At 68.5% G+C, this 13,816-nt stretch carries 12 protein-coding genes; 9 read left to right on the top strand and 3 right to left on the bottom strand.

The annotated features are described in order from the left end of the window. The first annotated feature begins 206 nt into the window (after positions 1-206). The gene (locus AC07OQ_RS23760) at positions 207-1,337 is read left to right on the top strand and encodes a beta-ketoacyl-ACP synthase III (protein WP_495055622.1); all 1,131 of its coding nucleotides are present in this window, start codon (positions 207-209) and stop codon (positions 1,335-1,337) included. A 9-nt stretch (positions 1,338-1,346) separates the two neighbouring features. Continuing rightward, positions 1,347-2,351, top strand: a complete 1,005-nt coding sequence (locus AC07OQ_RS23755) for an NAD-dependent epimerase/dehydratase family protein (RefSeq protein WP_495055621.1) — start codon at positions 1,347-1,349, stop codon at positions 2,349-2,351. On the opposite strand, the gene AC07OQ_RS23750 is transcribed toward AC07OQ_RS23755, so the two are convergent. Beyond that, complete coding sequence (locus tag AC07OQ_RS23750) at positions 2,341-4,677, bottom strand: penicillin-binding protein 1A (protein ID WP_495055620.1); 2,337 nt, start codon at positions 4,675-4,677, stop codon at positions 2,341-2,343. The genes AC07OQ_RS23755 and AC07OQ_RS23750 overlap by 11 nt on opposite strands. Before the next feature lie 95 nt (positions 4,678-4,772). On the opposite strand from AC07OQ_RS23750, the gene sbcB reads away from it, so the two are divergent. Continuing rightward, complete coding sequence (sbcB, locus tag AC07OQ_RS23745) at positions 4,773-6,221, top strand: exodeoxyribonuclease I (protein WP_495055619.1); 1,449 nt, start codon at positions 4,773-4,775, stop codon at positions 6,219-6,221. Between the two features lie 64 nt (positions 6,222-6,285). Here the strand turns inward: sbcB and AC07OQ_RS23740 are convergent, their stop codons facing one another. Then, the gene (locus AC07OQ_RS23740; RefSeq protein WP_495055618.1) at positions 6,286-7,059 is read right to left on the bottom strand and encodes a substrate-binding periplasmic protein; all 774 of its coding nucleotides are present in this window, start codon (positions 7,057-7,059) and stop codon (positions 6,286-6,288) included. Positions 7,060-7,206: 147 nt separating this feature from the next. Here AC07OQ_RS23740 and AC07OQ_RS23735 point away from each other — a divergent pair, with 147 nt between their 5' ends. From AC07OQ_RS23735 to AC07OQ_RS23725, 3 genes are all read left to right on the top strand, one after another. Continuing rightward, positions 7,207-7,731, top strand: coding sequence for a YybH family protein (locus AC07OQ_RS23735; protein ID WP_495055617.1), 525 nt, complete (start codon positions 7,207-7,209; stop codon positions 7,729-7,731). A gap of 34 nt (positions 7,732-7,765) precedes the next feature. Beyond that, positions 7,766-8,629 (top strand): DNA ligase, encoded by an 864-nt coding sequence (locus AC07OQ_RS23730; protein WP_495055616.1) that lies wholly within the window; start codon positions 7,766-7,768, stop codon positions 8,627-8,629. Between the two features lie 93 nt (positions 8,630-8,722). Beyond that, positions 8,723-9,664, top strand: a complete 942-nt coding sequence (locus AC07OQ_RS23725) for a GGDEF domain-containing protein (protein WP_495055615.1) — start codon at positions 8,723-8,725, stop codon at positions 9,662-9,664. A 987-nt stretch (positions 9,665-10,651) separates the two neighbouring features. On the opposite strand, the gene AC07OQ_RS23720 is transcribed toward AC07OQ_RS23725, so the two are convergent. Then, on the bottom strand, positions 10,652-11,557 hold the full coding sequence (locus AC07OQ_RS23720; protein WP_495055614.1) for a LysR family transcriptional regulator: 906 nt from the start codon (positions 11,555-11,557) through the stop codon (positions 10,652-10,654). Between the two features lie 227 nt (positions 11,558-11,784). Here AC07OQ_RS23720 and AC07OQ_RS23715 point away from each other — a divergent pair, with 227 nt between their 5' ends. The 3 genes from AC07OQ_RS23715 to AC07OQ_RS23705 form a co-directional block, all read left to right on the top strand. After that, positions 11,785-12,894, top strand: a complete 1,110-nt coding sequence (locus tag AC07OQ_RS23715) for an alkene reductase (protein ID WP_495055613.1) — start codon at positions 11,785-11,787, stop codon at positions 12,892-12,894. Positions 12,895-12,954: 60 nt separating this feature from the next. Then, a complete protein-coding gene (locus tag AC07OQ_RS23710; protein ID WP_495055612.1) occupies positions 12,955-13,188 on the top strand; it encodes a hypothetical protein in 234 nt (77 codons plus the stop codon). Next, the coding region (locus AC07OQ_RS23705; RefSeq protein ID WP_495055611.1) for a substrate-binding periplasmic protein at positions 13,179-13,816 on the top strand (638 nt) is incomplete at its 3' end. The genes AC07OQ_RS23710 and AC07OQ_RS23705, both read left to right, overlap by 10 nt.

Raw genomic sequence — 13,816 nt, 5'->3', positions numbered from 1 at the left:
TGGGCTGCGAGCGCTTGACTTGGCCGATCCGGTCGCCCGCGAGGCCATGGAGCAAGAGCCATGGTGCGGGCGCAAAAAAACCGGGTGCCAAAATTTGGGCCCGGTGATTGATTCTACGCGGGTTCGCCGACCCGGGCTGGGTAAGCCCTCTTTGCCCCGAGGTGGCGTGCGTCGTTACACTTGCGCCCCCGCCTAGGAATCCCATCATGAGCGCAGTCGTCATCAGCGGCACCGGCATCTACCAGCCGCCGCACACCATCAGCAATGCCGAGCTGGTCGAGGCCTTCAACCGCCATGCGGACCTGCAGAACGCCCAGCATGCCGAGGCCATCGCGGCCGGCACGCGCGAGCCGCTGACCCATTCGAGCGTCGAGTTCATCGAGAAGGCCTCGGGCATCAAGCAGCGCTACGTGATCGAGAAGGAGGGCGTGCTCGACCCGACCCGCATGCACCCGCGCTTTGCCGAACGCGCCGACGATCAGCTCTCGCTGATGGCCGAGATCGCCGTGGTGGCCGCGCGCCAGGCCATGGCCGCGGCCGGCAAGCAGGGGCAGCAGATCGACGCCGTGCTGTGCGCCGCCGCCAATATGCAGCGCGCCTACCCGGCCATGGCGGTCGAGATCCAGCAGGCCATCGGTGCCGGCGGCTACGGCTTCGACATGAACGTGGCCTGCTCCTCCGCCACCTTCGCGATCGAGCAGGCCGCCAATGCGGTGCGCGCCGGCAGCGCCAGCTGCGTGCTGGTGGTGAACCCCGAGATCACCTCGGCTCACCTGGAGTGGAAGGACCGCGACTGCCATTTCATCTTCGGCGATGTCTGCACCGCGGTGATCGTCGAGCGCGCCGACACCGCCACCGCGGCCGACCAGTGGGAGATCCTGGGCACCAAGCTGGCCACCCAGTTCTCCAACAACATCCGCAACAACTTCGGCTTCATGAATCGCAGCGAGGACAGCGACCCGCAGGCGCGCGACAAGACCTTCCGCCAGGAGGGCCGCAAGGTGTTCAAGGAGGTCGTGCCGCTGGCCGCCGCCCATATCGAGAACCATCTGGCCGCGCTGCACCGGGCGCCCACCGACGTGCGCCGCTTCTGGCTGCATCAGGCCAATCTGGGCATGAATCAGCTGGTGATCAAGAAGCTGGTCGGCCAGGACCTGGCCGAGGCCGGTGCGGACATTGCGCCGCTGATCCTGGACGAGTACGCCAACACGGCCTCGGCCGGCTCGATCATCGCCTTCCATACGCACCGCGCCGACCTGCAGGGCGGCGATCTGGGCGTGATCTGCTCCTTCGGCGCCGGCTACTCGGTCGGCAGCGTGGTCGTCCGCAAGCGCTGAGGCCGGGCCATGCGGCTGCTGGTGCTGGGCGGTACGCAGTTCGTCGGCCGGCATCTGGTGCAGGCGGCGGTGGCGCGCGGGCATGACCTGACCCTGTTCAACCGCGGCCAGACGGCTGCGGCGCTGTTTCCGCAGCTGCCGACCCTGCGCGGCGACCGCCGTCGCGATCTGTCGGCCTTGGCCGAGGGCGAATGGGATGCGGTGATCGACACCTGCGGCTACCTGCCGCGGGAGTTGGAAGCCAGCTGCGCGCTGCTGGCCGGGCGCGTGGGGCGCTATCTCTACATCTCCAGCATCTCGGCCTATGCCGGCTTCACGAAGCCCAATGACGAGACCTCGCCGCTGGGGCGGCTCGAGGATCTGGCCGATCCCGGCACCGAGATCGTCGACGGCGCGAGCTATGGGCCGCTGAAGGCGGCCTGCGAGGCGCCGGTGCTGCGGCATTTCGGCGAGCGCGCGCTGATCCTGCGGCCGGGCCTGGTGGTCGGGCCCCACGACCCCACCCAGCGCTTCACCTATTGGCCGGCGCGAGCGGCCCGGGCCGTCGACGGCGAGGCGCTGCTGGTGCCGGGCCGGCCCGACGACGGGCTGCAGTTCATCGATGCCCGCGACCTGGCTGCCTTTGCGCTCGCGGCGCTGGAACAGGGGCGCTGCGGCGTCTACAACGTGGTCGCCGCAGCGGGCCAATGGCGCCGTGGCGAGCTGCTGGACCTCTGCGCGGCGGCAGCTGGCGTGCGCCCGACCTGGGTCTGGGCCCCGGAGGCCCGGTTGCTCGAGCTGGGCGTCAAGCCCTGGACCGAGCTGCCGCTGTGGCTGCCGCAGCGGGGCGAGTATGCGGCCTTCATGCACAGCGCCAACGCGAAGGCGCTGGCCGCCGGCCTGCACATCCGGCCGCTGGCCGAGACCGTGGCCGACACGCTGGCCTGGTGGCGCGGCCTGCCGGCCGAGGCCAGGGCCTTCACGAAGGCCGGCCTGAGCCGCGAGCGCGAGGCCGAACTGCTCGCTATGGTGTAGCGCTGGCGGCCGAGGCCGGCGGCAGCACCGGCGTGATCTGCTCCAGGCCGATGCTCTTGATGCCGGCCTCGCCGGCGAATTCCTCGAAGCTCCAGTCCTCGCCCAGGCCATCGGCGCGCGGCGTGCGCAGCAGGCCCTCGGCCGGCGGCGGGATCTCCTGGGCCGGCACGCCCTTCAACGCGGTGGCCATCAGCTCGATCCAGGCCGGCAGCGCCAGGCCGCCGCCGCTTTCGCGCTCGCCCAGGCTCTTGGGATTGTCATGGCCCATCCAGGCCACCGCGGCCAGGGTGGGGTGGAAGCCGGCGAACCAGGCGTCCACCGCGTCGTTGGTGGTGCCGGTCTTGCCGTAGATGTCGCCGCGCCTGAGCTGCCCCTGCGCGCGCGCCGCGGTGCCGCTGCGTGCGACCTCCTGCAGCAGGCTGCTCATCACGAAGGCATTGCGCTCCGAGATCGCGCGGTTGTCCTCGCTGGGCTGCTCGGGCGCGGCCTCGAACAGCAGCTGGCCCTTGGCGTCGACGATGCGGGCGATCACGGTGGGCTTGAGCAGGTGGCCTCCGTTGGCGAACACGGCATAGGCGCTGGCCATCTGCATCGGCGTGGCGGCGCCCGAGCCCAGGCCCAGGGTCAGGTTGTCGGGCTGCTTGTCCACGTCCAGGCCGAAGCGGCCGGCCCAGTTGCGAGCGGCGGCCGGCGTGATGCGCTCCAGCAGGCGGATCGTCACCATGTTCTTGGATCTGGCCAGCGCCTGGCGCACGGTCATCGGCCCGTCGAACTGGTCGGGCGAGTTCTTCGGCGCCCAGTCGCCGATCACGATGGGCGCGTCGTCGACCAGGGTGCCCGGGCCGACGCCGGCTTCCAGTGCCGCCGAGTAGACGATGGGCTTGAAGCTGGAGCCGGGCTGGCGCCAGGCCTGGGTGGCATGGTTGAACTGGTTCTTCGCGAAGTCGAAGCCGCCCACCAGGGCCCGCACCCGGCCGCTGCCGGGCTCCAGTGCCACCAGGGCGCCCTCGGCTTCGGGTTGCTGGGTGATCAGCCAGGCGCCCTTGGGCTCGGCCTTGGTGGCGGCGCCGCGTAGCACGCGGACGATGGCGCCGGGGCGCAGGCGCAGCTCGGGCTTGGCCTTCGGTGACAGGCCTGAGGCGGCGCCGCGCAGGCCGTCGCCGGCGATGACGATGTCCTCGCCGGACTGCAGGCTGGCCAGCACCTTGCCCGGGCCGGCCTCGGTGACCACGGCGGCGCGCAGCTCATCATTGTCGGGGTGCTCAGCCAGGGCCTGGGCGATCGCGGCATCGCGTGCAGCCGCGCTGTCGGGCAGGGTGATGAAGCCCTCCGGGCCGCGGTAGGGCTTGCGCCGCTCGTAGTCCATCAGCGCATGGCGCAGGCCGCGGTAGGCGGCGGCCTGCTCCTCGGATTCCAGGGTCGTGAAGACCTGCAGGCCCAGGGTATAGGCCTCGTCGCCATACTGGGCATGCACCTGCTGGCGCACCATCTCGGCCACGAACTCGGCATGCAGGCGCGGATCCTGGGCCGTGCGGATATGCAGCTTCTCGGCCTTGGCGGCGGCCAGCTGGGCCTCGTCCAGCAGCTTCAGCTCGTGCATGCGCTCCAGCACCACCTGCTGGCGGCGCTGGGCGCGCGCCAGGTTGGTGACCGGGTTGGCATAGATCGGGTTCTGCGGCAGGCCGGCCAGCATCGCGGTCTCGGCGATGCTCAGGGCCTGCAGGCTCTTGCCGAAATAGATGCGCGCGGCGGCCTCGAAGCCGTAGGCCTTCTGCCCCAGGTAGATCTGGTTCATGTAGATCTCGAGGATCTGCTGCTTGGACAGCGTGCCCTCCATCTTCAGGGTCAGCAGCATCTCGATGAACTTGCGGCTGTAGAGCTTCTTCTTGGTCAGGTAGAAGTCGCGCGCCAGCTGCTGGGTGATGGTGGAGGCGCCCTGGCTGCGCGAGCTGAACAGATTGCTCAGGAAGGCGCGCGCAATGCCGCTATAGGACAGGCCGCCATGCTCGTAGAACTGCGTGTCCTCGATCGCCAGCAGCGCGTCCTGCATGGACTTCGGGATCTGCTCCAGCGGCAGGTAGCGGCGGCGCTCGGCGCCGAACTCGCCGATCTGCACGCCGTCGGCGGTGTAGATGCGCAGCGGCTGCTTGGGGCGGTAGTCGGTCAGCTCGCTGAGGTCGGGCAGGCTGGGGTAGATCAGCACGGCGGCCACGGCCAGCAGCATCAGCAGGCCGGCGAGGCCGGCGGCCAAGATGATCAGGGCCCGGCGCGCCGTCGCGCGGCGCGATTCTGGGAGCAGGGCAAGCAGGCGCGAAATGGGGTTCAAAAGCGATCCGTCGCGAAGACTGGGTGGGAAATGGGCCGGGGCGGGGGCCAAAGCGCGGATTATTGACCAGCGCGCCGATCGGGTATCGTGCCGCCATGCAAGACTTTTCCTTTTTCTGGCACGACTACGAAACATTCGGCCGCGTGCCGCGCCGCGACCGCCCGGCGCAGTTTGCCGGCGTGCGCACCGATGCCGATCTGAACGAGATCGGCGAACCGCTGATGGTCTATTGCCAGCCGGCCAATGACTACCTGCCGGATCCCGAATCCTGTCTGCTGACCGGCATCCTGCCGCAGCATTGCCTGGAGCGCGGCCTGCCCGAGCACGAGTTCGCCGCCGCCATCGAGGGCGCGCTGGCCCAGCCGGGCACGGTGGGCGTGGGCTACAACACGATACGCTTCGACGACGAGGTGACGCGCTTCCTGTTCTGGCGCAACCTGATCGACCCCTATGCGCGCGAATGGCAGAACGGCTGCGGGCGCTGGGACCTGCTGGACGTGGTACGTTGCGCCTACGCGCTGCGGCCCGAGGGCATCGAGTGGCCCAGGCACGAGGACGGCCGCCCCTCGTTCAAGCTGGAGCACCTGACCGTCGCCAATGGCCTGGCGCACGAGGCGGCGCACGATGCGCTGTCCGATGTGCGTGCCACCATCGCGTTGGCACGCCTGATCAGGACGGCCCAGCCCAAGCTGTTCGAGTTCTGCCTGAAGCTGCGCAAGAAGGACGCGGTGCAGGCCGAGATCGGCGTCAACAAGCCCTTTCTGCATGTCTCCGGCATGTACGGCCCCGAGCGCGGCTGCATCGCCCTGGTCTGGCCGCTGGCGCCGCATCCGACCAACAAGAACGAGCTGATCGTCTGGGACCTGTCCGTCGACCCCGCCGCGCTGGACGGGCTGGACGCCGCGACCATTCGCTTGCGCATGTTCACCAAGCAGGAGCTGCTGCCGGAAGGCGTGGCGCGGCTGCCGATCAAGACCATCCACATCAACAAGTCGCCGATCGTGATCGGCAATCTGAAGACCCTGTCGCCGGCCATGGCCCAGCGCTGGGGCCTCGACATCGAGCAGGGCCTGCGGCATGCGCAGCGCCTGGCGGAGCAGGGCGGGGTGCTGGCGGGGCTGTGGGGCGAGGTGTTCCGGCGCGAGCCGCTGCCGCCGCAGGACGCGGACGAGGACCTGTACGGCGGTTTCGTCGGCAACGAGGACCGGCGTGCGCTGCAGCGCGTGCGCGAACTGCCGCCCGAGCAGCTGGCCCAGCGCGTCGCGCAGGGGCGGCTGGCCTTTGCCGATGCGCGCCTGGACGAGTTGGTGTTCCGCTGGCGCGCGCGCAATTTCCCGGCCACCCTGAATGCCGACGAGCGCCAGCGCTGGGAGGCGCACCGCGCCGCGCGCCTGCACGAGGGCGAGGGCGGGGCGCAGACCCTGGCGGCGTTCTTCGAGCGCATCGATGCGCTGGGCGAGGCCCTGGGCGAGGACGACGAACGCGGCCAGGACATCCTCGGCGCGCTCTACGACTATGCCGAGCAGATCGCGCCGGCCGGCTGAGGCCATCCATCGCGTGTCGCGCATTGAGCCAGCGGCGGCCGCAGGCCGTCGGGGGCGAACTATTTCAATACCAGCGGGCGTTCAGCTGGAGCAGCCGGGCCAGTTCGCCGCTGAGCTGCAGCTCGGCCAGGCCCTTGTTGAGCGCGGCCAAATAGGCTTGCGCATGCGGCCGGTGGAGGGCCAGCGCGGTGTGGAGCGGCATCTCGGCCACCGCCGGATCCAGCCAGACCAGGGCCCTGGCCGCGTCCTGCAGCAGGGTCTGCAGCAGATGGAAGGCCACGCCCTTGTCGGCCAGCGCCAGGTCGACGCGGCCGGCCAGCAGCTTGCGCAGATTGCCGAGATCGTCCACCGCTTCGTCGCGCGTCAGCCGGGCCTGCTCGAAGGCCGGCGGGTTGGCGTAATCGCGTACCGTGCCGATCTTCAGCCCGCCGAGCCGCGACAGATCGCCCACCGGCAGATCCGTGCCGGCGCGGGCCATGAAGCCGATCTTGCTGGTGATGCCCAGCGGCCGCGGGAACAGCAGATAGCGCTCGCGCTCCGGGCTGTGCCAGGCGCCGATCACGCCATCCCAGGCGCCCTGCTGCAGCTCCGACAGGGCCCGCACCCAGGGCCTGAAATGCAGCTCCATCGGCAGGCCCACGCGCTGCAGCGCCGCGCGCGTGATGGCCGAGGCGATGCCGCCGCCGGGCAGCGTGGCCGAGGTGTAGGGCGGAAACTCCGTGGCCACCAGGCGCAGCGGCGCGGCGGCCCCGGCGCGGCCCGCACCCAGGGTCAGCGGCATGGCGGCCAGGCTCAGCAGGGCGTTGCGGCGCGTCGGTTGAAATGGGCGGTGCGGCATGAGGTCTCGGCAGGGCAGCGCAGCATAGCCAGGCCGGGCGTCTGCCGGCGTCGGGGTTTCCAGGCCCCGGGCACCGGAGGCAGTGAGTTTTGTCACGGACGCCCCACCTCGGCTAGGCTCGGCCGTTATCGACCGGAGTTGAGCGACATGAATCAGCAGACGATGCGCCGGATGGCCGGCCTGTTCGCCGCGATCCCATCGGTGGGCGGCGCCCTTGCGGCGGACCAAGACGTCGGCGCGGCCGAGCGCTGGACGCAGCAGGTGCGGGCGGCCGAATGCGGCTTTGCCGCCAGCATGGCGCGGCGCGACTTGGCGGCCTTCGAGCGCCACCTGGCCGAGCACACGCTGTTCTTCAACGGTCGCGGCGAGCCCATCCAGGGGCGCGCCGCGGTGGTGGCGGCCTGGCGCGGTTTCTACGACGGGGCAAAGGCACCGTTTTCCTGGGAGCCGGACCAGATCGTCGTCAGCGGCGATGGCCGGCTGGCCTATTCGACCGGACCGGTGCGCGATGCCCAGGGGCAACTGCTCAGCCGCTTCAATTCGGTGTGGCGCCAGGAGGCGCCGGGCCGCTGGCTGATCGTGCTCGATCGCGGCGCACCGCTGTCGGCCGCGGAGCGCCTGGCCAATACCCCCGCGGGCAAGGGCTGCGAGGGCGTGGCCTTGCCCGGATAGCGCGGCTACGATCGGGCAGCTTCGGGGAGCTGCCATGAGAAAGCGTCGCTTCAATGGACTGCTGGCCGCCGGCCTGCTGACGCCCTGGCTGGCACCGCGCCGGGCGGTGGCGGCCCAGGCACCATCGCTGCTGCTGGCGCACAAGGCGCCCGAGCGGCTCGAGGTGCGGCGCTACCTGGTCAGCGAGAAGCTGGACGGCGTGCGCGCCTACTGGGACGGGCACCTGATGTTCAGCCGCGGCGGCCAGCCGATCGCGCTGCCGGCCTGGTTTGCCGCGCGCCTGCCGCTGCAGCCGCTGGACGGCGAGCTGTGGATGGGGCGCGGGCGCTTCGAAGCCCTGTCGGCCGCGGTGCGGCGGCGCCGGCCGCGCGAGGAGGAATGGCGCCGGCTGCACTACATGCTGTTCGAGCTGCCGGGCGGGGAGGGCGGCTTTGCCCAGCGCGCCGAGCGGCTCGCGCAGCTGGCCGCCGCGGCCGCCTGGGAGGGCTTGCAGGCGGTGCCGCAGTTTCGCGTTGCCAGCCGGGCCGAGCTGGACCGGCGTCTGCAGGCGGTGCTGAGCGAGGGCGGGGAGGGGCTGATGCTGCACGAGGCCGACGCGCCCTATCAGACCGGGCGGCGCGAGGTGCTGCTCAAGCTCAAGCCCCAGGACGATGCCGAGGCCGTGGTGCTGGCGCATCTGCCGGGGGAGGGGCGCCTTGCGGGCCTGCTGGGGGCGCTGCGGGTGCGCAACGAGCAGGGCCAGGTGTTCCTGCTGGGCAGCGGCTTCAGCGAGGCCCAGCGGCGTGCGCCGCCGGCCGTTGGCAGCCTGGTCAGCTACCGTTATCGCGGCCTGACCGCCAAGGGCCTGCCGCGCTTCGCGAGCTTTCTGCGCGAGCTGGAGGGGCCGCCGGGGAACTGAGCGGCACTGCCGGGCCAGTTCGGGGTTTCCGGCAGGGCGCAAACGCGCTACACCTGCAATAGTGCGGACGCGCCCCGCTCCAAGGAGACAACGATGCAGACCCCTCACGCCGACACCGCCGCGGATGCCAACGAGGCCGTGGCCGCGCGCATGCGCGCCCTGCTGGTCAGGGCGCCGCTGGCCGTGGGCTTCGTCCACGAGGCGCGCTTCGCGGTGGTCAGCGAGCATTTCAACCACCTGTTCGGCCATGGCGATGACACCGATCTGAGCGGCCAACCCACGGGGCCGGTGCATGTCTCGGAGGGAGCCCATGCCGGCGTGCTGGAGCGCATGCGGGTGGCGTTCGGCGCGGGAAGGCCGCTGGACGAGGAGGTCGAGTATGTGCGGCGCGACGGCTCGCGCTTCTGGGGCCGGCTGCAGGCCACGCCGGTGCACTGGGAAGCGCCGCTGGGCGAGGCGCTGTGGATCGTCGAGGACGTGACCGCGGCGCGCCAGTCGCGCATGCAGCCGACCTGGACCGCCAAGCACGACGCTCTGACGGAGCTGGCCAACCGGCGCGAGTTCGAGCGCCGCCTGGCCGAGCATGTGGGGAGCCGTCGGCACGAGCCGGTGGCGATGCTATGGGTGGACGTGGATCGCTTCCGGGACGTGATCCAGGGCATGGGCGCCGAGGTGGCCGACCATTTCCTCTACGGCCTGGGCCAGATGCTGATCACCAAGGTGCGCGCATCCGACCTGGTGGCGCGCATGGAGGATGACCATTTCGCCGTGCTGCTGCCCGATTGCGATCAGCATTACGCCAGCATCGTGGCCGAGAAGATGCGCGCCTCGATCGCCGCCTACCGGCTGCGCTGGGGCCTGCACCGCACGCGCGTCAAGGCCTGCGTCGGCGTGGTGCAGTTGCAGCCCACGCTGGAGACGGTGGAGGCCACCATCAGCGCGGCCACGCTTGCCTGTGCCGAGGCGAAGGCGGCGGGCGGCGACAGCGTGCGGGTGTTCGTGTCGACCGGGGCCTACGAGCAGCTGGCGGGCTGAGCGACCGCTCGGTCGCGCCCGGCCGGCCTGTTTGGCGGGCGGGCTCTATCCGCAGAACCTCTTCCCCAACGGCCCCGGAATCGGCCCGGCAGGCCGTGCCGCTTGCTGGCTTTTTGTTGCCAATTTTGTTGCCAGGTTCACGGCGTTATCGAGCGCTTCGGCCATGATGCCGACTCCGCCCCCCGCAGAGCCGGCCAGCATTCGGACTGACACACTGAGCTGGTCTCTTGGCCCTTGGCTGGGGGGCGTTTTTTTTGCCCGATCCCTGTACGGTCCTCCGTACGGGCGCGATCCGTGCTCGTGATCGTGGATCTCCGCATGGGAGGCCCGTGATCCGTCGCAACGATCGGATCGGCGGCGCTGTTACGCATGCACATAGTGCATGCAAATGCAAGACGGGCCCCTGGGGCCCGTTTTTTTGCTTGCTGTCTGGCGGGAGGGCGTCCGAACAGAATCCAACATCTATGCGGGTCGCAGGGCCGCGCTGCATGTTTACCCCCAAAATTCTTCCTCACTCAGGTGGCACTGCGCCGGGTGCGCGAGTCCAGGATCACTGACAGGCGCAGCGACTTGAAATGCGGGGTGAGGAGGAGGAACGTCTGCCTTTCAGCTTGTTTGTATCCTGCGGCCTTTCAGATCAAGGACTTAGCCGATTGGGCTGAGTCGTCGTGACAGGTCGGATACGCACACCAAACAGGATGTCCGTTTCGAGTGCGTGTCAACTATGTATCCGGCACTCCGTCATTGCGGCAAGCAACTTGGCGGCCTGGTGCACGCTCGCCTTCGTTGCGTGCACCGGCGAGAGGTCCAGATCTCGGGCGCGTCAGAGAGTGACCAGAAGGCACCGCGTGCACTCTCCCTGCCGCGCAGCTTTCTGGATGTTGGACGCATAGACAGTCTCGGCCGCCGCGACCCGCGAAGGAACCCACACGGCCACGATGGCCCATGTCACACACATCACACCTACCTTTTCTCGCGCTTTGGAGCTCATCCGTCATGCCTCGGCTGGCTTGCAAAAAGAGTCGCGCCAATGTGATCAACGAACGCGCGCAGCTTGGGGGATGCGTGTCGAGAGGCCGGCCACACCGCCCAGAACGTGACAGGGTCGTCCACGAATGCATCGAGCACAGTGCGCATCTCACCTCGCGCAAGGTCCTCCGCAACGAGGAATTCAGGGATGTAGGCAATGCCGTCGCCACGGCGCGCGAGAAACGTGATCGCTTCGACGTTGCTGAACATACGTGCCTCACGCAACGGCAGTTCGTTTTGCCCCTCCGGGAGCACGAGGCGCCATTTCTCCAGGCGCCCGCTCGCAGCGAACTTGTGGAGCAAACAGTAATGCTCCAGCAGATTCGCCGGCGTCTCGGGCACGCCATGGCGCTTGAGGTACTCCTCCGATGCGACGAGCACTCGGCGCGACATACCCAGCCTGCGGGAGACCAACCGTGAGTCGGACTGGTCACCGGTGCGAACCACGACGTCGAAGCCTTCCTCAATGATGTCCACCATGCGGTCGGACAGGTCGAGGTCAACGTCGACCTCAGGGTAATGATGCATGAAGCCGTGAATCACCGGCATGACGAGGTCGGTGAGCTGGGGAACGCTGATGCGCAGCCGGCCACGTGGCACCCCCTTGGCGTTGGCCAACTCGGCCTCCGCGGCAGCGACTTCGTTGAGGATGCGGTGGCAACGCGCGAGGAACATCTCACCCTCGGCCGTCAGCTTGATGCTGCGCGTGCTGCGGTTGAACAGCCGCACCTGGTACTGCTCTTCCAGCCGCGTAATCGTCTTCCCAACCGCGGAAGCCGAGATACCGAGAATGCGGCCTGCCTCCGCAATGCTGCCGATCTTTGCGACCTGCACGAAGGTTGTGATGCCGACCAGACTCTCCATGAGCGCTCCTGAGATAGGCACCGCGCTGGCGCGCGGCGTGCAGGAAATCTAACCCGAATTCGCCGCCGCGGACGTACAGGTGCGCGTCATTGCGGACCCGAAAGTCCGGAGTGAACGGCACGCAGCGCCGCTTCTCTAACGCCGCCTCCTCCCCATATTGGCTTGCAAGGGGGCGCAACCGCAACTTGCGCGCCCTCGGTTTTTCCCTCGAACCAATGGAGCCACTCATGTCCAAGCTCTTCAGTCCTATCAAGATCGGGCCTTATGTTCTCGACCACCGTGTCGTACTTGCACCGCTCACGCGCATGCGCGCCGAGGCAAACGCTGTACCAGGCGACCTCATGGCCGACTATTACAGCCAACGCGCATCGAAGGGCGCCCTTCTCGTCGGCGAGGCAACGATCGCGGCGCCGAACGGCAACGGCTATCTCGGCGCGCCAGGCCTCTACGACGATGCCCAGATCGCCGGCTGGAAGAAGGTCACCGACGCCGTCCACGCAAAGGGCGCGAAGATCTTCCTCCAGCTCTATCACGCGGGCCGGCAGTCGCATGCCGAAGTGCAGCCAGGGGGAGCGCAGCCGGTCGGTCCTTCCGAGGTGCTCCATGGAGGTGTCGCGTATACGACGTCCGGATGGACTCCCAGCACGCCCAACCGGGCGCTGAGCACCGATGAGATCAAGGACCTGGTGGCGAGCTTCCGCAGCGCCGCGAAGCGCGGCCTGGCCGCCGGATTCGACGGCGTCGAGATCCATAGCGCCAACGGCTACCTCGTCGACCAGTTCCTGCAGGATGGCAGCAACAAGCGGACCGACGAATATGGCGGCTCTATCCCCAATCGTGCTCGCTTCCTCTTCGAGGTGACCGACGCGCTGATCTCGGTCTGGGGCGCTGATCGCGTGGGCGTGCGCATCGGCCCCAGTGGCAACTTCGGCGACATGCGGGACAGCGACCCGGACGCGCTCTTCTCGTTCGTCGCCCAAGAACTCGACAAGCGCAGCCTTGCCTATCTGCACCTGATCGAGCCGCGCATCCTCGGTGTAAGTGAGGACGAGTCGAAGTCGCAGGAGCCGCTCGGCTCGCGTCTGATCCGCAAGCACTACAAGGGCGTCATCATCGCCGCCGGCGGGTTCGATGGCGAGTCGGCCGAGGCGGTCCTGCAAGCGGGCGACGCCGACCTGGTGGCTTTCGGCCGTCACTTCATCGCCAACCCGGATCTTCCTGAGCGTCTGCGCCACAAGTTGCCGCTGAATCCCTACGATCGCGACAGCTTCTTTGGCGGAACCGAGATCGGATACACCGACTACCCGCTCTATTCGGGAGAAGCCATCGCGGCTTGACGGCGAAGCGCCGGCGCCTGCCTGCACGCAGGCGGGCGCCGGTCCGGATATGGTGTCACGATGCTGCCCGTCCACATTGCAAACGGGGCGCTGCCCCGATCTGGCGTGGAGGGCCTGCCGCCCTTTCCGCCCTGGGGACGCAGTCAGTCCTTCGAAGCCCAGTACCTGTCGCACGAATCGCCCGCACCATCGCCCCTGATCGGCGTCAGGCAGGACGGCCGCCCCTTGCATGGTCAAACCAAGATGCTCTTCACCATACCGGAATCGTTCTTCCTCGCACGGGCATGGGCCTGACACGCCCGGCCTTCGCATTGCTAGCCCTGGCGCTCGCTCAGGCGGCGGCAGCCTGCTCGCGTGAGCTACGAGTCGGTATCTCTGAGCTCGGCTATGGCGCTTATTTGAACGATGGTCAATGGCAAGGCATAGTGCCGGACCTCGTCGCCGAGTTGTCGCAACGTAGCGGCTGCCAGCTCAGACTCGTCAGCCGGCCGCGCGCGCGTCTTCTGATGGAATTCGATCAAGGTCAACTGGACATTGTCACAACCGCTGTGCGCACGGCAGAGCGTGATCGCGTCGGCTGGTTCCTGCCGTACTCATATGCGGTCCAAGACCTTATCGTGGTGGGCGACCCGATACCCCTCAGCCTAGAAGAGTTGCGTCGACTTCCCGACGCAAGGCTAGGTCTCGTTCGCGGAGTCCGGCTCGGAAAGAGGTTGAACGAACAAATCTCTGCCATGCTGTCGAGCCATCAAGCCGAGTATTCACCCGACTTTGACAATCTCGCCGCCAAGCTGGCTGCAGGCCGATTGAAAGCGGCGCTCATCCCCAATGTGATTCATGCAAAGCTAATCTTACTGTGTCACAAATTGAGTCTTTCGCTTGCCCGGCCGCAGCAGGGGCACTGCCCGAGACGGGCGATCAG

This window comes from Roseateles sp. GW821-FHT09B06, assembly GCF_059418245.1.
This window is presented reverse-complemented; position numbering and strand designations above follow the sequence as displayed.